The sequence below is a fragment of the Delftia tsuruhatensis genome, assembly GCF_903815225.1.
GTDB lineage: Bacteria > Pseudomonadota > Gammaproteobacteria > Burkholderiales > Burkholderiaceae_C > Comamonas > Comamonas tsuruhatensis_A.
Genome location: NZ_LR813084.1, coordinates 1,822,613 through 1,839,987, shown reverse-complemented (window position 1 = coordinate 1,839,987; position 17,375 = coordinate 1,822,613). Strand labels below are relative to the sequence as shown.

16 protein-coding genes are annotated in these 17,375 nt (G+C 65.9%); all 16 read right to left on the bottom strand.

The genetic code is table 11. The features are described from left to right. Positions 1-142 precede the first annotated feature (142 nt). The 16 genes from glnA to L1Z78_RS08230 all read right to left on the bottom strand — a co-directional run bounded on the left by glnA (position 143) and on the right by L1Z78_RS08230 (position 17,321). Positions 143-1,558, bottom strand: a complete 1,416-nt coding sequence (glnA, locus tag L1Z78_RS08305) for a type I glutamate--ammonia ligase (RefSeq protein ID WP_234641056.1) — start codon at positions 1,556-1,558, stop codon at positions 143-145. Positions 1,559-1,792: 234 nt separating this feature from the next. Next, complete coding sequence (locus L1Z78_RS08300) at positions 1,793-2,611, bottom strand: competence/damage-inducible protein A (RefSeq protein WP_234641055.1); 819 nt, start codon at positions 2,609-2,611, stop codon at positions 1,793-1,795. Further along, positions 2,608-3,507, bottom strand: a complete 900-nt coding sequence (locus L1Z78_RS08295) for an EI24 domain-containing protein (protein ID WP_234642122.1) — start codon at positions 3,505-3,507, stop codon at positions 2,608-2,610. The genes L1Z78_RS08300 and L1Z78_RS08295 overlap by 4 nt, the downstream gene beginning before the upstream one ends. A 14-nt stretch (positions 3,508-3,521) precedes the next feature. Continuing rightward, positions 3,522-4,502 (bottom strand): sterol desaturase family protein, encoded by a 981-nt coding sequence (locus L1Z78_RS08290; protein WP_234641054.1) that lies wholly within the window; start codon positions 4,500-4,502, stop codon positions 3,522-3,524. Between the two features lie 39 nt (positions 4,503-4,541). Next, entirely contained in the window at positions 4,542-5,360 is an 819-nt protein-coding gene (locus tag L1Z78_RS08285) for a polysaccharide deacetylase family protein (protein ID WP_234641053.1), read from the bottom strand. Positions 5,361-5,368: 8 nt separating this feature from the next. Then, entirely contained in the window at positions 5,369-6,475 is a 1,107-nt protein-coding gene (locus tag L1Z78_RS08280) for a beta-propeller fold lactonase family protein (RefSeq protein ID WP_234641052.1), read from the bottom strand. Positions 6,476-6,762: 287 nt separating this feature from the next. Next, complete coding sequence (locus L1Z78_RS08275; protein ID WP_234641051.1) at positions 6,763-7,287, bottom strand: phosphoribosyltransferase; 525 nt, start codon at positions 7,285-7,287, stop codon at positions 6,763-6,765. 43 nt (positions 7,288-7,330) lie between these two features. Beyond that, complete coding sequence (locus tag L1Z78_RS08270; RefSeq protein ID WP_234641050.1) at positions 7,331-8,707, bottom strand: adenylosuccinate synthase; 1,377 nt, start codon at positions 8,705-8,707, stop codon at positions 7,331-7,333. 39 nt (positions 8,708-8,746) lie between these two features. Further along, positions 8,747-9,895, bottom strand: a complete 1,149-nt coding sequence (locus L1Z78_RS08265; RefSeq protein WP_234641049.1) for an ATP phosphoribosyltransferase regulatory subunit — start codon at positions 9,893-9,895, stop codon at positions 8,747-8,749. 215 nt (positions 9,896-10,110) lie between these two features. Further along, entirely contained in the window at positions 10,111-11,001 is an 891-nt protein-coding gene (hflC, locus tag L1Z78_RS08260) for a protease modulator HflC (protein WP_234641048.1), read from the bottom strand. A gap of 12 nt (positions 11,002-11,013) precedes the next feature. Continuing rightward, complete coding sequence (hflK, locus tag L1Z78_RS08255) at positions 11,014-12,390, bottom strand: FtsH protease activity modulator HflK (protein WP_234641047.1); 1,377 nt, start codon at positions 12,388-12,390, stop codon at positions 11,014-11,016. Positions 12,391-12,461: 71 nt separating this feature from the next. Then, complete coding sequence (hflX, locus tag L1Z78_RS08250; protein WP_234641046.1) at positions 12,462-13,676, bottom strand: GTPase HflX; 1,215 nt, start codon at positions 13,674-13,676, stop codon at positions 12,462-12,464. Positions 13,677-13,743: 67 nt separating this feature from the next. Continuing rightward, positions 13,744-13,995, bottom strand: coding sequence for an RNA chaperone Hfq (hfq, locus tag L1Z78_RS08245; protein WP_012206813.1), 252 nt, complete (start codon positions 13,993-13,995; stop codon positions 13,744-13,746). 102 nt (positions 13,996-14,097) lie between these two features. Beyond that, positions 14,098-15,444 (bottom strand): ribosome biogenesis GTPase Der, encoded by a 1,347-nt coding sequence (gene der, locus L1Z78_RS08240; protein WP_234641045.1) that lies wholly within the window; start codon positions 15,442-15,444, stop codon positions 14,098-14,100. A 15-nt stretch (positions 15,445-15,459) separates the two neighbouring features. Continuing rightward, positions 15,460-16,617, bottom strand: a complete 1,158-nt coding sequence (gene bamB, locus L1Z78_RS08235; RefSeq protein WP_234642121.1) for an outer membrane protein assembly factor BamB — start codon at positions 16,615-16,617, stop codon at positions 15,460-15,462. Between the two features lie 20 nt (positions 16,618-16,637). Next, positions 16,638-17,321: a YfgM family protein gene (locus L1Z78_RS08230; RefSeq protein ID WP_234641044.1), complete on the bottom strand. Its 684-nt coding sequence runs from the start codon at positions 17,319-17,321 to the stop codon at positions 16,638-16,640. Positions 17,322-17,375 lie beyond the last annotated feature (54 nt).

Here is a 17,375-nt window from a genome sequence, read left to right as displayed (position 1 = left end):
TTGTCCGGGCAAGTATCGCTCCATCTTCCGGGCTGGGCGCCATTTCTTGAGCGGGCCAGCCCCTTTTGGTTCCCTGCCCAGCATACCGAGGTCCTCTCCGAAAGCAAAAAGGCGGCTTGCGCCGCCTTTTCGCCTGCCCGCCTTACAGCGAGAAGTACATGTCGTACTCGACCGGGTGCACGGCCTGGCGGTAGCGCGTGACTTCGGTCATCTTCAGGTCGATGTAGGCATCGAGCATGCTGTCCGAGAACACGCCGCCCTTGGTCAGGAACGAGCGGTCGGCATCCAGCGCTTCCAGGGCCTGGTCCAGGCTGTGGCAGACCGTGGGCACCAGCTTGTCCTCTTCGGGCGGCAGGTGGTACAGGTCCTTGGTAGCGGCTTCGCCGGGATGGATCTTGTTTTCCACGCCGTCCAGGCCGGCCATCAGCAGGGCCGAGAAGCCCAGGTAGGGGTTCATCAGCGGATCGGGGAAGCGGGCCTCGACGCGGCGGGCCTTGGGGTTGGCCACGTAGGGGATGCGGATCGATGCCGAGCGGTTCTTGGCCGAGTAGGCCAGCTTCACCGGGGCTTCGAAGCCGGGGACCAGGCGCTTGTAGCTGTTGGTGCCGGGGTTGGTGATGGCGTTCAAGGCACGGGCGTGCTTGATGATGCCGCCGATGTAGTACAGCGCGAAGTCGGACAGGCCTGCATAGCCGTCACCGGCGAACAGGTTCTTGCCATCCTTCCAGACGGACTGGTGCACGTGCATGCCCGAGCCGTTGTCGCCCGGATAGGGCTTGGGCATGAAGGTCGCGGTCTTGCCGTAGGTGTTGGCCACGTTCCAGATCACGTACTTCATGACCTGGGTCCAGTCGGCGCGCTCGACCAGGGTCGAGAAGCGCGTGCCGATCTCGTTCTGGCCGGCGCCCGCCACTTCGTGGTGGAACACTTCGACGGGGATGCCCAGCTGTTCGAGCAGCAGCACCATTTCGGCGCGCAGATCCTGGGTGCTGTCCACGGGGGGCACGGGGAAGTAGCCGCCCTTGACGCGCGGACGGTGGCCGCGGTTGCCGGACTCGAACTTGGCGCCGGAGTTCCAGGGAGCCTCGTACTCTTCGATTTCATAGAAGGTGCTGCCGGGTTCGGTGTTCCAGCGCACGCCGTCGAAGATGAAGAATTCGGGCTCGGGACCGAAGTAGGCGGTATCGCCCAGGCCCGAGGCCTTCAGGTAGGCTTCGGCGCGCTTGGCCACGGAGCGGGGGTCGCGGTCATAGGCCTTGCCGTCGCCGGGCTCGATCACGTCGCACTGCAGGAACAGGGTGGTCTCTTCGAAGAAGGGGTCGATGTTCGCGGTGCTGGGGTCGGGCATCAGCTGCATGTCCGATGCCTCGATGCCCTTCCAGCCGGCCACCGACGAGCCGTCGAAGGCATGGCCGGAGGTGAACTTGTCTTCGTCGAAGTGCGACACCGGCACCGTGACGTGCTGCTCCTTGCCGCGGGTGTCCGTAAAACGAAGGTCCACGAATTTGACCTCGTTCTCCTTCACCATGTTCATCACGTCTGCAACGGTCTTTGCCATCAGATCTCTCCTGCCAATCTGGCTGATCAAAAAAGATAAAAACTTCTAAGCAGTTTGCGTGCCAGGCTGCATCCATTGGGTGCACACCCGCAGACTGGCACCTGCTTGGCGCGCCAGCCCCGTGATTCTGCCGCTGGAAAGCAGACTTTTGGATGAGATTGCGGTGACAGCCGGTTTTGCCGGAGAAGGCATCGTTTCACCAAATCGGTGCAGATTCCACGGCAACGTCGTAACTCAGATATTGCGCACCAATTCAGGGCCAAGATCTGCACCAAATGAGTGCAGACCTTCCAGCAGGGTGGGCCAGGCCTTGGTCACGGCCCCGGCCTCGCCCTTGACACCCAGCTCGATGTGGCGCCCATGCTTTGCATCGTCGACGCTGGGCAGGCTGAACACCTTGACGCCGGGGTGGTCGCGTTCGATGGCCACCATCAGCGGCGTCAGCGTCGCCTCCATGCCGCCGTAGACGATGACCGAGTGCTCCCGGTGTACCGCGCTGTGAAAGTGCCTGGCGTAGCGCTGCTCCAGCACCCACTCGACCATGGGCCAGGCCATGACCGGAAAGCCTGGCACGAAGTGCACGGTCCCTGCCGTGCCGCAGCACGAAAAGCCCGGGATCTTGTTGTAGGTGTTGGGAATGATGCGTGCGCCTTCGGGGAAGTTGCCCATCTGCAGGCGGTGCAGGTTGTCTGCGCGCTGGGGTTCGTAGGGCTTGCCCTCCTCGGCGGCCACGTCGCGCATGCGTTCACGGATCAGGGCCACGGCCTCGGGGTGCAGGGCCAGCGGCACGCCCAGGGCCTCGGCTGCGCATTGGCGCGTATGGTCGTCGGGCGTGGCGCCGATGCCCCCGAAGCTGAAGACCACGGCCTGCGAGGCAAAGGCGCGGCGCAGCGCGTCGGTGATGCGCGCCCTGTCATCGCCTACATACTCGGCGTGGCCCAGCGACAGGCCGCGAGCGCCCAGCAGTTCGATCAGTTTGGGCAGGTGCTTGTCGGCACGCTTGCCCGACAGGATTTCGTCTCCGATGATGAGTGCGCCGACTTGAAGGGTCATGGGTTCTTTTCTTGCGGGGTGGATGTGGAGAGCGATCCGCCGTCCTCCTGCGCCACATCCGGTGCGTAGGGGATGACGGGCGCGTCGGGAACCGAGGGCTGCTCCTGGCGCATGCGCTCCAGCGCCGCCAGGCAGAAGTGGGCGAACCACAGCGAGGAGAAAGCGAAGATCAGGGCGTAGATCCAGATGGCCACGGGAATCAGCACCCAGAAGGCAGCGATGAAGACCACGCCCGAAGCCCAGACGATGGCCGGCGCGGCGCCCAGATAGCCGCAGACCACGCCCATGAGCATCAGAGCCAGGCGGTGGCGCAGGAACAGGCTGCGGCGTTCGGGCTTGCTGGCGTGGGCGGACAGGGCGTCGAAGGCCATGACGCGGTAGGTCAGCCAGCCCCAGATCAGCGGCGGGATCACCACCACCAGTGGCGGCACGAACCACAGCGGCACCGATACCAGCAGCGCGATCAGCGCGATCAGCGAGGAGCCGGCCGACCACAGCAGGCTGCCGATCATCGTCGCTCCCTGGCGGCGCTCCAGCGCCGGGAAGCGGCGCCGGGCCACCAGCTCGACCAGGGCCGGCGTCATGAACAGCGCCACCAGCAGCAGCGAGACCACGACCAGCACGGGCGTGACGGAGAGCACGACCAGCACCGGCGCCACCAGCGCAGGTGCCGATGGCACTCCCAGCCAGGACCAGACCGTGCCCAGCCAGCCCACGCCCTGCAGCAGGCCCTCCGTCCAGACCACGGCATCGGCCCAGAAGAAATAGCCGAGCAGCCAGGCCGAGAGGGCCATGAACAGCAAGGGAAACAGCGACCACGCGATCACCCGCCTATGCAGGCAATACGCCATCGCACGCCAAAAGGAGTCGAGTAGCAGGCCCATGGAGGCAAGCATACCCAAGCCCGCGCTCAAGCGCGACCCATCAACCTCAGGATCCCACGCCATTGCTGGGACCAGAAGCCCTGCCCATAGTCGCGCAACTGGCCCCGGGCATTGGGCTGTACCTGATCGCGCACGCCCGTGGCATCGAAGCGCAGCTCGAAGTTGGCCGTGCCGAAAAGCATGTCCCACCAGGGCAGCAGCACGCCGAAGTTGTTGCCGTGCGCGCGCTTGTTGCGCACGGGAGCCATGGGCTCGTGGCCTATGCCGATGGCATGGTGGCGGCGGTGAAAGCGCGGGCTGATCCACAGCCGCTCGCCGATGCTGCCGAACCAGACACGCAGGTTGGCGTGCTGAAAGCTCTCGCTGAGCTGGGTGAAGGCCACGATGGCGACGAACTGGCCCGGCGCCACGCCGATCAATTGGGCCACCAGGACGATGATGGTGTCGCGGATCACGTCATCGAGCAGGTGGTTGCGGTTGTCGCTCCAGACCGTCATCTGGCGCTGCGAGTGGTGCAGCGCGTGCAGCTTCCACCACCAGCCGATGCTGTGCTGGCCACGGTGTATCCAGTAGTCCAGGAAGTCAAAGGCCAGCAGGTAGATGATCAGGCTGACCCAGGCCAGGTCGGTGACGCCGGGCCACACGCCATCGAGGTGAAAGCTCGGCAGCCCCCAGACATGCAGGCGGCCCATGAGCTCGTCCCACAGCGGATCCAGCGTGAAGAACAGCGCCAGACGAAACAGGCCCAGCCGGTGGACCAGGGTGTAGATGATGTCCACGTGGATGGCGCGACGGTCGGTGACGGGCTCGACGGGCCGCCAGTACTGCAGCGGCGCGATCACCGCCACCATGATGAAGATCTGCAGCAGGCCCACCAGCAGCCAGCCCGTGGCCGTGTAGCCGTCCTCCAGCAGGTTGGCCAGCCCCAGATTGAACAGCAGGGGCTGGACCACGCCTTCGTACAGCAATTGCTGCGCATTACCGAACCACTGAATCCACCAATCCACGCCATGCCCCCCTTGCCCGCCACGCCTTGCGCGCGGACGTCATGCGAATTTTGCTATCCAATCCCGGTAGTCGGGATGTTCCCGCAGCGAGCGGAAACAGAACCCCTGCTTGAGCAGGCCCGTGATCAAAGGTTCCAGCACGGCCGGTGCCCAGGGGTCCTTGCGCGACCAGATGCCCAGATGGGCCAGCAGGATGTCGCCGCTGCGGATGTTCTTGAGCGCCTGGGCCAGCAATTGCGCATTCGGGTAGCGGTCGCTGGGCAGCTCATCGCCCAGAAAACCTGCACGGGACCAGCCCACGTGCATGTAGCCCCCCTGCCGTGCAGCGTCGATCAGCGCAGGCGAGGTCTTGCCACCGGGTGCGCGGAACAGCGGCAGGGGCTTGCGCCCGGTGATCTGCTGCAGCCGCTGGGCGGATCGGCGGATCTCGTCGCAGTAGCCGGCGGCATCGACGGTGAAGTCCTGGTTGGCGCGCGGCCCCGCAGAAGGCCTCACGCGAAAGCCCGTGACGGGTCCGCCCTTTGCGTCGCGCAGATCGCCGCGCCAGTACATGTGGTCGTAGGTGTGCGAGGCGAATTCGTGGCCCTCGCCAGCGCGCGCGCGCCACCAGGGCGCCCAGGTCTCGCCCAGGCTCCCATCCCCCTGCTGCGTGGCCTCGTTGGCCGCGAAGAAGGTCACGGACACGCCGTGGCGCTTGAGCACGTCGGCCACGAAGTCGGCGATCCCCATATGGCCCGTGTCGAAGGTCAGGTAGACGGCCTTGGCACAGCCCGTGCCCTGCCCCGCCGCCTGCGCGGGGCGCAGCAGGCCGAAGGCGGCTGCGCCGGCCAGCGATTGCGCGAAGAGCCTGCGGTCCATGTCCGCGCTCAACGCTGGGCGTGGGCCAGGGTCCACACGCCGTGCGGCGACTTGCCGACCTTGACCTGCTGGACCACCTTCCTCTCCACGGTGTCGATGACCGAGAGCTTGCGCGCCCAGCGCGAGCTGACCAGCAGGTAGCGGCCATCGGCGGAGACATCCATGCAGTCGGGGCCGCCCGGTGCCGGGTAGCTGTCCACGACCTGGTTGGTCTGCATGTCGATCTTGCTGATGGTGTTGGCCACGCGATTGCTCACGTACAGATGACGGCCGTCGCCGGCAGCGCGCATGGCATGTGCTCCGGCGGCCGTCTTGATGCGCGCCACGCTGCGCGGCTCGGGACCGGTGATGTCGAACACCTCCACGCTGTCGCTGCCGGTCAGGCCGATGAACAGCTTGGTACCGTCGGGGCTGCCATAGAGGTCGGCCGGCATGGCGCCCGTTGGCACGCGCGCCTTGATGGTCTGGGTGGCGATGTCGATGGCGACCAGAGCGTCGCTGTCCTGCATGGTCGAGTAGACCGTGGCGCTCTTGGCGTCGATCCACAGATGGCTGGGAGTCTTGCCCGTGGGCACGCGCTTGACCAGTTGCGGGTTCTGGCCGTCCCAGCGGTAGATGTCGATGTGGTTGAGGCGATTGGCCGCCGTGATGAACCACTTCATGTCCGGGCTGAAGCGCAGGTGGTAGGGGTCGATGATGTCGCGGATCACGCGCTGCACCTCGCCGGTGCGCGGATCGACCAGGGTCAGCGTGTCACCCAGGGCGTTGGCCACGACCAGCGACTTCTCGTCGGGCGTGAGATACAGGTGGTGCGGCTCCTTGCCCGTGGGGATGCGCGCGGTTTCCTGCCAGGTCACCGGGTCGATGACGCTGATATTGGCGTCCAGCGAATTGAGCACGAAGACGGGCGTCGGCCCCTGGACCCTGGGGGGCGGCGTCACGCGCGCCGGGGCAGCCGCAGGCACGGAAGGCGCCGCAGGATTGGCGGCCGCTTGGGCGGCCGATACCGGCGCAGCCATGGCAGCCGTGGCTGCTGCGGCACGGGCCGACCTGGATCCGGGCAGGGAGGCCACGGCCAGCCAGGCCAGCGCACCGCCGCCCACAACCACAGCCACAGCCGCGCTCAAGCGCCCGACGGAAAGACGTTTCACAAAGCACCACCTTCTGAGAATGTGCGCAGTTTAGCTGCGCCAATCAGCCCTCGAACGCTGCGGGGCTTCGGCTTTTGCTGCTGTGCGAAAAACCGACATTTGAACGACGTTCGACCGGGATATCACCGCAAACCACGCCATTCCATGACCTGCATCAAGGCAACCGGGCGCATCGGCCAATGCGCCGTACAAAGGCAAAGGGAGCCGAAAGGCTCCCTTTGCAGGTATCCATCATCTGGCGCGCAGTGGCGTCAGATCTTCCACTTTTCCATGAGCTTTTCGGGGCGCATGGTGTCGTAGTGCTCGAAGGGCTGGTGGATCCAGGGATTGGTCGGCAGGAAGTCCACCGAATAGTCGGGCGTGAAGGTCGACAGGCCCTTGGTCCAGATCACGGCGCTGCGCAACTCGGTGATCGGAGGATAGTTGGTCTTGAGCATGGCGATCACGGCGTTCAGCGTGTGGCCCGAATCAGCCAGGTCATCGACCAGCAGCACGCGGCCCGCGATCTCGCCCTTGGGCGTGGTGATGAAGCGCGCGATGTCCAGATGGCCCTGCACCGTGCCGGCCTCGGCACGGTAGGAGCTGGTGGACATGATGGCCAGCGGCTTGTCGAAGATGCGGCTGAGCATGTCGCCGGGGCGCAGGCCACCACGGGCCAGGCAGAGAATGGTGTCGAATTCCCAGCCGGACTGGTGCACTTTGATCGCGAGCTTCTCGATCAGTCCGTGATACTCGTCGTAGCTCACATACAGGTGTTGACCGTCTTCCGTCAGCATGGAATGGCTCCTGGTTCAATCTTGGGGTTCGGCCGCCAGCGGATCACTGGGCGGCGTAGGGGTTCTGCATCAGGATGGTGTGGTCCCGGTCGGGGCTGGTGGACACCATGGCGATGGGCACGCCCGTCACCTCCTCGATGCGCTCCAGATAGCGGCGGGCGTTGGCCGGCAGCTTGTCATAGTCGGTCACGCCCACGGTGGACTCGGTCCAGCCGGGGATGGACTCGTAGATGGGCTTGCAGCGCGCGATCTCGTCGGCGCCCATGGGCAGCAGGTCGATCTTCTCGCCGTCCAGCTCGTAGCCCACGCACAGCTGCAGCTCCTGCAGGCCGTCGAGCACGTCCAGCTTGGTGATGCACAGACCCGACAGGCCGTTGACCTGGGCGCTGCGCTTGAGCAGTGCGGCGTCGAACCAGCCGCAGCGGCGCGAGCGGCCGGTGGTCACGCCCTTCTCGGCGCCCACGGTGCTCATGTGCCAGCCTGGCGTGCCTTCCTTTTCCCAATCCAGTTCGGTGGGGAAAGGGCCGCCGCCCACACGGGTGCAGTAGGCCTTGGTGATGCCCAGGATGTAGTGCAGCATGCCGGGGCCCACGCCCGAACCTGCAGCCGCATTGCCGGCCACGCAGTTGGACGAGGTGACATAGGGATAGGTGCCGTGGTCCACATCCAGCAGCGTGCCCTGGGCGCCCTCGAACAGCAGGTTGCCGCCTTCGGCGTGCACGGCGTTGAGCTCGCGCGAGACGTCGGCCATCATGGGCTTGAGCAGTTCGGCATGGCGCATGGCCTCTTCGTACACGGCGTCGAACTGGACTTCACCCTCCTGGATGTAGGGCTTGAGCGCATCACCGAACGTGAAGTTCTTCGAACCCAGCACGTTGACCAGGATGTGGTTGTGCAGGGCCAGCAGCTCGCGCAGCTTGGCGGCGAAGCGCTCGGGGTACTTGAGGTCCTGCACGCGCAGCGCGCGGCGGGCGATCTTGTCTTCGTAGGCAGGGCCGATACCGCGGCCGGTGGTGCCGATCTTCTCGGTGCCGCCCTGCTCGCGCGCGGCCTCGCGCGCCACGTCCAGCGCCGAGTGGAAGGGCAGGATCAGCGGGCAGGCCTCGGACACGCGCAGGCGGTCGCGCACCTGCACGCCGGCCTTCTCCAGGCCTTCGATTTCCTCGAACAGCTTGGCGGCCGACAGCACCACGCCGTTGCCGATGTAGCACTTCACGCCGGGGCGCATGATGCCGCTGGGAATCAGGTGCAGGGCCGTCTTGACGCCGTTGATGACCAGCGTGTGGCCGGCGTTGTGGCCGCCCTGGAAGCGGACCACGCCCTGGGCGCTTTCGGTCAGCCAGTCCACCAGCTTGCCCTTGCCTTCGTCACCCCACTGGGTGCCGACCACGACCACGTTGCGACCTTTGGTAGCTTTCATATTCAAATCCGATGAAATCCGAAGAAATTGACAAATGCGTCAGATGGCCTGCACGGCCCACCGCCCTGCGATCTGCATGAGCTCACGGTCGCAGTGGAACTCGTCCACTTCACTCTCATGCCCGGGCAGCACGCAGACCACGGTCTCGCCCTGCCGGCGCAATGCCGCGATGGCGGCAGCGACCTGCGGATCGTCGCCCCAGGGCGCGCGGATGGCGGCCTTGAGCGGACGCTCGGGCACCACGGCCACGAGCTGCTTGACATCCAGGCTGAAGCCCGCGGCAGGCCGGTTGCGGCCGAAGACCGCACCCACCTCGTCGTAGCGCCCGCCACGCACCAGTGCATCGCTGGCACCGGGCACGAAGATGGCGAAACGCGTGCCGCTGTAATAGGCATAGCCGCGCAGATCGGCCAGATCGAAGCTCACGTTAACGCCGGCCAGGCGCTGGGCCAGCCAGCGCAGCTGATCCAGCAGCGGGCGCACGCCGGCCGTGCGCGCAAGCAGCTGCTCGGCACGGTCCAGCACGTCGATGCCGCCGTACAGCTGCAGCAGGGCCATCAGGCCCTCGCGCGAGGCCGCGGGGAAGTCACGCGTCAGGCGATCGAGCTCGCTGGCGTCCTTGGCGGCCAGCGCGGCATGCACGCCGCGCAGCACCTGCATGTCGACCATGACACCGGCCAGCAGGCTGCGCACGATGCGCACGTCAGCCAGGTCCACGTTGATGTCCGTGACGCCCGCGCTGCGCAGGCAGTCCAGCGCCAGGTGCAGCGCCTCCAGATCAGCCTCCATGCCCTGGTGGCCATAGATCTCCGCGCCGAACTGCAGCGGCTCGCGCGTGGCGCGGGGACGGTCGGGGCGGGCATGGACGACGGGGCCGCAATAGCACAGGCGCGTGAGCCCCTTGCGGTTGAGCAGATGGGCGTCGATGCGGGCGACCTGCTGTGTGGTGTCGGCACGCAGGCCCATGGTGCGGCCCGTGAGCTGGTCGATCAGCTTGCAGGTCTGCAGGTCCAGCGCCTCCCCTGTGCCGGTGAGCAGGGATTCGAGGTATTCCAGCATCGGCGGCATGACCAGTTCATAGCCGTAGCCGCGCGCGGTATCGAGCAGGCCTCGACGCAATTCTTCGATGTGCCGGGCCTCGGAAGGCAAGACATCGGCGATGTGATCCGGCAGGACCCAAGCAGACATGGAAAAAGGGGGAGGCTGTTAAAAACGTGATTCTACCGGCTGTTGCGGGCACACCCAAATTGGGGGTGACCCAAGCCCCATGAAGCGCGTTCGGTATTCCGAACCGGCGCCGCGGCCACCAGCGGCCGCCCCCAAAAAAAACGGCGCCCCGGATCGGGGCGCCGTGCGCGGGCCAGGCGGTGCTGCCGCTCAGGCCCCGGGCCCAGTTGGCCCTGCTACTTGCCGCTGCTGCCGCCGTTGCGGTAGGCCTTGAAGAAGTCGGTCTGCGAAGGATCGAGCACCAGCACATCGCTCTTCTTGGCAAAGCTGGCCTTGTAGGCTTCCAGGCTTCGGTAGAACTGCGCGAACTGCGCATCCTTGCCGAAGGCTTCGGCATAGATGCGCGCGGCCTCCGCATCGCCCTCGCCCTTGACCTTCTGCGCATCGCGGTAGGCATTGGCAACCGTGATCTCGCGCTGGCGGTCGGCCTCGGCGCGGATCTTCTCGCCCTCGGCAGCGCCGGTGGAGCGCAGTTCGTTGGCCACGCGCTTGCGCTCCGCCTCCATGCGGCGGTAGACCGATTCCGTGATGGTCTCGGCGTAGTCCACGCGCGTGATGCGCACATCGACCACATCCACACCCCAGGGCTTGGCACCGCGCACGGTCTCCAGCACTTCGCGCTTGACGTCGTTCATCAGCGCATCGCGCTTGCTGGACAGCAGCTCGCGCACGGTGCGGCGGTTGATCTCCTCCTGGAAGGCGTTGCGCACCACGCGGTTGAGCTGCATGGCACCAGCCGATTCATCCAGGCCCACGTTGCGGATGTACTCCGATGGATCGGAGATGCGCCAGCGCACGTACCAGTCGATGACCACGCGCTGCTTTTCCGCAGTGAGCATGGGCTCGGTGTCGGTGCTGTCGAGCGTCAGCAGGCGTTTGTCGATGTAGCGCACGTTCTGGAACGGGGGCGGCATCTTGATGTTGAGGCCGGGCTCGGTGATCACTTCCTTGATCTGTCCCAGGGCATAGACCACGCCGAACTGGCGCTGGTCCACGACGAACAGCATGGAGCTGAGCAGCGCAAGCGCCAGAAGAATGCTGGTGATGAAAAATCCGACTCGGTTCACTTGGGCTGCTCCTCAGCGTGCTTCGCGGTCACGGCTGCGACTGCTGTCGCGGCTGCGCGCATCGTTCGAAAGGCCGGGAATGACCGCAGGCGCGGGGGCCTGGGTGCCGGCGGCCGAGGCGTCGGCGGCCGGCACATTGGCGCTCACGCTCTGCATGATCTTGTCCAGCGGCAGGTACAGCAGGTTGGAGCCCTGACGCGACTCGACCATCACCTTTGTCACGTTGCCGTAGATCTGCTGCATGGTCTCGAGGTACATGCGGTCACGCGTGACCTGAGGCGCCTTCTGGTATTCGGCGAACACCGAGCTGAAGCGCTGCGCATCACCCTGAGCCTGGGCGACGATGCGGGCCTTGTAGCCGTTGGCCTCCTCCAGCAGGCGCGCTGCCGAACCGGCCGCGCGCGGCACCACGTCATTGGCATAGGCCTGGGCCTCGTTCTTGGCACGCTCGCGCTCCTGGCCCGCGCGAAGCACGTCGTCGAAGGCCGCCTGCACCTGCTCGGGCGGACGCACGCCGCCTTGCTGCAAATTGATGCCCACGACTTCCACGCCGACCTTGTAGCGGTCCAGGATGGTCTGCATCAGGTCGCGCACGCGCGGCGCGATCTGGTCGCGCTCCTCGGCCAGCGCCGTGTCCATGCGCATCTTGCCCACGACTTCGCGCACGGCGGTCTCGGCAGCCTGGACCACGGCCTCGGACGGGTTCTTGCTCTCGAACAGCCAGGCGCGTGCGTCGCTCAGGCGATACTGGACGGCGAACTTGATCTCGACGATGTTCTCGTCCTCGGTGAGCATGGCCGACTCGCGCAGGCCCGTGCTCTTGATGATGTTGTCGCGTCCCACGTCGGCCGAGCGGATCTGCGTCACGAACACCAGCTCATGGCGCTGGATCGGGTACGGCAGGCGCCAGTTGATGCCGGCGCCCACGGTGCTCTTGTACCTGCCGAACTGGGTGATGACAGCCTGCTGGCCTTCCTGGACGATGAAGATGCCGGTGCCCATCCAGATGATGAAGGCGATGCCCGCGATCAGGCCCACGCCCATGCCCGCGCTGCGCATGTCCGGCGGCTGGCTGCCGCCGCCATTGCGGATGGGCGGCTGGCCACGGCCACCGCCCGGCTTGCCGCCGAACAGGCCCGACAGCTTGCGGTTGAGGTCGCGCCACAGCTCATCGAGATCCGGCGGCTGCCCGCTGCCGGACGACGAAGGCCGGTTGTCGCGGCTGGGCTCTGCGGGCGGGGGCGGCGGCGCGGGACGGTCCGCCTCGGGGCGAGGAGCATCGTCGTTCTTGTCGTCGCCACGTCCCCAGCGCGGATCATTCAGGTTGAACATCCCGCGAAGGCGTTGCGGCAGCATCGCCCAGCGATGGGCGCGTTGTGAAAGATTCATGCGAGAAGTCTCGGTTTCTTCGGTAAAGACAGGGACCCAATCGGCATTTTGCCCAATCAGGGCGCTAGCCCCTAGTATTCGGCGTCCTGCCCAGGGGGCATCGCGCCATCCACCTCTTCTTCGCCCTGCCCTCCGCCGGGGTGTGACTGGGCATGCTCGGCTGCCGCTCGCAACGCATGCTCGGCCAGCAACTGCCGCAGCTGCGGCAGCCCTTCACCGGAGCGGGCACTGACGAACACCCGTGCAACAGGCAGTCCGTCGAGCTCGTACTGATCCTGCAACTGCGCCGGACGCCGCTCGGGATCCACGGCATCCAATTTGTTGAAGACCAGCACCAGAGGCACCTCCTGCGCACCGATTTCCGCCAGAACTTTCTGGACTTGTTGGATTTGTTCCGGGAAATTCGGGTTGGAGGCATCGACCACGTGCAGCAGCAGATCGGCATCGATCGCTTCCTGCAGCGTGGCCTGGAATGCATCGACCAGGCCGTGCGGCAGGTCGCGGATGAAGCCCACGGTATCAGACAGGGATACCGATTGCTGGGCCTCGGTCAGGTACAGCTGGCGCGTGGTCGTGTCCAGCGTGGCGAACAGCTGGTCGGCCGCATAGGCGCGCGCCTTGACCAGCGCGTTGAACAGCGTGGACTTGCCCGCGTTGGTGTAGCCGACCAGGGAGACGTTGAAGATGCCATGGCGCTCGCGCCGGCGCCGCTGCGTGGCGCGCTGCTTCTTGACTTTCTGCAGCCGCTCCTTGGTGCGCTTGATCGACTCGTCGATCATGCGGCGGTCCAGTTCGATCTGCTTTTCACCGGGACCGCCGCGTCCGCCGATGCCGCCCATCTGCCTCTCCAGGTGGGTCCAGCGCCGTACGAGGCGCGTGGCCACGTATTGCAGCCGCGCCAACTCCACCTGCAGCTTGCCCTCATGGCTGCGCGCGCGCTGCGCGAAGATCTCCAGGATCAGCAGCGTGCGGTCGTTGACCGGCATCTGCAGATGGCGTTCCAGGTTGCGTTGCTGGGCCGGGCTCAGCGCCTGGTCGAACAGCACCTCGGTGGCGCCATGCATCTGGGCCAGCATGCGGATCTCGTCGGCCTTGCCGCTGCCCACGAACAGCGCCGCATCGGGCACCTTGCGCTTGCAGGTCAGCCGGGCGACCGGGCGCAGGCCGGCGGTTCCAGCCAGAAGGCCCAGCTCTTCGAGCTCGCCATCGAAATGGGGAAAGCCGAAATCCACGCCCACCAGCAGAACTGGCGTTGGCGTGGTCCGGTCAAAGGATTCTGAACTCAAGAAAAGCCTCTCCCGAAGGGTGAGGAAGCTCCCCGGCGGTGCGGGGAGTCGTCGGGGCGCCGCGGGCTCAAGCGCTGGCGTCGCTGCCGGCAGCTTCGGCCGTGGAGAAGTTCACGGCGCGGCCGGGAACGATGGTGGAGATGGCGTGCTTGTACACCATCTGGGTCACGGTGTTGCGCAGCAGCACCACATACTGGTCGAAGGATTCGATCTGGCCTTGCAGCTTGATGCCGTTGACGAGGTAGATGGACACCGGCACATGTTCGCGGCGCAGCGCGTTCAGGAACGGGTCTTGGAGGAGTTGGCCTTTGTTGCTCACGATATTCTCCGTGTTCGAAGAGTGTTGTTGTAAACCGACACCTTACCACAGTGTTTTGGGGCCCTTGTCTGCACAGGGTTTTCCCCTAAGCACCATGGCTTGTCACTTGTCCTTGTCGGCGAAGGGATTATGAGAGGTTTTCAACTCGATCCGCAACGGCGTGCCGACCAAATTGAATTCCTTTCGGAAACGCCCTTCGAGGAAGCGCTTGTAGGCCTCCGTCACATGCTCGAGCGAGTTGCCATGTATGACGATGACCGGCGGGTTCATGCCACCCTGGTGGGCATAGCGCATCTTGGGACGGTAGATGCCGACCTTCTTGGGTGTCTGGAACTGCACGGCCTCCATCAGCAGGCGCGTGAGCACCGGCGTGGGCATCTTGCAGGTCGCGGCCTTGTGCGCCTGGATGATGGAGTTCCACAGCGGGCCCAGGCCCTGGCGCTTCTCGGCCGAGATGAAATGCAGCGGCGCGAACTTGAGAAAGGACAGACGCGTCTCGATCGAGCGCTCCAGCATCTGGCGCTGGTAGTCGTCGACCGCATCCCATTTGTTCACGGCCAGCACCACGGCGCGGCCGCTTTCGAGCACGTAGCCGGCAATGTGCGCATCCTGGTCGGTCACGCCCTGCGTGGCATCGATGAGCAGCAGCACCACGTTGGCACTTTCGATCGCCTGCAGCGTCTTGACCACGGAGAACTTCTCGATGGCCTCGAACACCCTGCCCTTGCGACGCAGGCCCGCCGTGTCGATGAGCTCGAACTTCTGGCCGGCGCGCTCGAAGGGCACGGAGATCGCATCGCGCGTGGTGCCAGGCATGTCGAAGGCCACCAGGCGCTCCTCGCCCAGCCAGGTGTTGATCAGCGTGGACTTGCCCACGTTGGGACGCCCGGCGACGGTCAGGCGGATGGGTTTCTGGCCCACATCCGCGAAGGGGTCGTCCTCCTCGGGCTCGGGCAGATTCAGCTGCCCCAGCGCGAGGTCGATCAGGCCGCGCACCCCTTGCCCGTGCGCCGCCGATACGGGCAGGACGTCACCCAGGCCCAGTTCGTAGAACTCGGTCAGTTGAACGCCTTCCTTCATGCCCTCGGCCTTGTTGGCCACGAGCACGCAAGGCTTGCCCAGACGGCGCAGATACTTGGCAATGTCATGGTCCTGGGCGGACATGCCCAGGCGCGCATCGACGACGAAGACCACCACGTCGGCCTCGGCCACGGCCTGCTGGGTCTGGCGCGCCATCTCCTTGAAGATGCCGCTGGACGCGTCAGGCTCGAAACCGCCAGTGTCGATCACGATGTACTCGTGCTTGCCCTGGCGGCCCTGTCCATAGTGGCGGTCACGCGTGAGGCCCGCGAAATCCGCGACGATTGCATCCCTCGACTTGGTCAGCCGATTGAACAGCGTCGATTTGCCCACATTGGGTCGCCCTACCAGGGCAATAACTGGCTTCATTCCCGAAAATACCTATCAATCCGGCCGGAAGCCGTACACAGTTCCGCTGCGGCTCACCACCACCAGCGTATTGGCGGCCGCCACCGGGGCCGAGGCCAGGCCGGAGTCGTCCGTCTTCAGACGCGCCAGCGCCTGTCCATCCGTCTTGGACAGCAGGTGCACCACGCCATAGTCATCACCGAAAACCACCGAACGGCCCAGCATCAGCGGCGCCGTCAGGCGTCGGTGCTGGAGCTGGTCGATGGACCACAGGCGCGAGCCATCGCCACGGCGCCAGGCCTGCACGGTGCCATTGCTTTCAGCGCCGAAAACGGCATCGGCATCGCCATCGATGCCGTCCGCCCCCTTGGATGGCTGGGTCCAGCGCACCGATGCATTCTGGGTGTCCACGCAGCCCACGCTGGCCTGGAAGGCCCTTGCGCACACGCTGTCGCCGACACGGCTGACCCGGCCCACGAGGTCCACCAGGCGCTCCACGTCATTCGTGCCACGCGGGCTGGCCAGCGGGGCCTCCCAGCGCACCGCGCCGGTGTCGGGGTCGATCCCGACCATGCGACCCGACAGGCCGGCCACCAGGGTATTGCCCACGGCCATCAGCACGCCGGGCTGGCGCAACACCAGCGGCTCGCCAGGACGCTGGGTGGTCCACAGCTTGCGGCCATTGGCGGCATCGAAGGCTGCCAGCGAGCGGTCGGCCGCCAGCACGAAGACGCGACCACCGGCCACCAGCGGCGGCGTATAGGCAGCGGCGGGCAGCGGCTGCTTCCACAGCTGCCTGCCCTGCTCGAAGACGATGACCTGGTTGCTGCGCGTGAGCACGGCCTGGCGCTGGGCATCGCCGCCCACGCCTGCGGTCAGCGGCTCGCCGACCACGAAGCGAGACAGCTGGCTGCCGTTGCGCGCATCCAGGGCAGTGATGCTGCCGTCCTTGGCTGCGATCAGCAGCGTGTCGCCCTGGACGTGGATATCGGTGGCCAGCGGCACTTCCGCGCCCAGCTTGGCCGTCCACGCCTGGTGCACGGCCAGCAGGCCCGGGTTGGGGCCCAATTCCTGGGGCTTGGGCTTGGTGTCGCTGCTGAACCACGAGGACACCGTGGAGCAGCCGCCCAGGGCGCCGGCCAGCAGGCCCAGCGCCATCCAGCGCGCCACGCCACGCGGGCGGGCGATCGCAATCAGTTGATCAGCCGAAGTTTTCAAGGTTGCTTCTCCGAGGTCGACGTCCTGGCCTGCGCCAGCACGGTGGGCTCAGCGCCCAGGGCGTTGAGCTTGAACTCGATCAGGCGCGCGTAGTCGACGCCCTTTTCCATGGCCGCATGGGCGCGCTGGTACTGCTCGACGGCTTCGGCGCGCTTGTCCTGGGCCGCGTAGATGTCGCCACGGCGGTCGGCCACGATGCCTGCAAAGGATTCGGGCATGCTGCCTTCCAGCGCCTTGAGCGCTTCGTCGTACTGATGTTGCTGCTCCAGCACGGCGCTCAGGCGCAGCTTGGCAAGGGCCTTGTAGCCATCGTCGCCCTTGTCGGCCACCCAGGCCAGGGCAGCCTTGGCGTCATCGAGCCTGCCTTCGTCCACGGCCGCCTTGGCCAGCAGCAGCCCGGCCTGGGCCGCCTGCGTGGTACCGGCATATTTATCCTTGAGGTCGGCAAAGGCCTGGCCCGCACGGGCCGAGTCCTTGCTTGCAAGCGCCACATCGACGGCGTGCGACAGGGCAGCGGCCTGCGTGGCCTGGCGCTTTTCCCAGTACTGGTAGCCATTCCAGCCGGCAAAGCCGACAAACACCACCACCAGCACGCCGGTGATCAGCGTGCCCCAGGTATTCCAGAAATGCTTGAGCTGCTCTATCTGCTCTTGTTCTTCGAGATCGAAATGGTTTGCCATGGATCGTCTGTGTCGCTTTATGTATGGAGGTCGCCGAAGCGGTGGCTTGGAAAG

Bases quoted from the DNA above. Each gene is read 5' to 3' on its own strand.
- glnA (WP_234641056.1), bottom strand. From the start codon at position 1,558: ATGGCAAAGACCGTTGCAGACGTGATGAACATGGTGAAGGAGAACGAG.
- L1Z78_RS08300 (WP_234641055.1), bottom strand. From the start codon at position 2,611: ATGACCCTTCAAGTCGGCGCACTCATCATCGGAGACGAAATCCTGTCG.
- L1Z78_RS08295 (WP_234642122.1), bottom strand. From the start codon at position 3,507: ATGCTTGCCTCCATGGGCCTGCTACTCGACTCCTTTTGGCGTGCGATG.
- L1Z78_RS08285 (WP_234641053.1), bottom strand. From the start codon at position 5,360: ATGGACCGCAGGCTCTTCGCGCAATCGCTGGCCGGCGCAGCCGCCTTC.
- L1Z78_RS08275 (WP_234641051.1), bottom strand. From the start codon at position 7,287: ATGCTGACGGAAGACGGTCAACACCTGTATGTGAGCTACGACGAGTAT.
- L1Z78_RS08270 (WP_234641050.1), bottom strand. From the start codon at position 8,707: ATGAAAGCTACCAAAGGTCGCAACGTGGTCGTGGTCGGCACCCAGTGG.
- L1Z78_RS08265 (WP_234641049.1), bottom strand. From the start codon at position 9,895: ATGTCTGCTTGGGTCCTGCCGGATCACATCGCCGATGTCTTGCCTTCC.
- hflK (WP_234641047.1), bottom strand. From the start codon at position 12,390: ATGAATCTTTCACAACGCGCCCATCGCTGGGCGATGCTGCCGCAACGC.
- der (WP_234641045.1), bottom strand. From the start codon at position 15,444: ATGAAGCCAGTTATTGCCCTGGTAGGGCGACCCAATGTGGGCAAATCG.
- L1Z78_RS08230 (WP_234641044.1), bottom strand. From the start codon at position 17,321: ATGGCAAACCATTTCGATCTCGAAGAACAAGAGCAGATAGAGCAGCTC.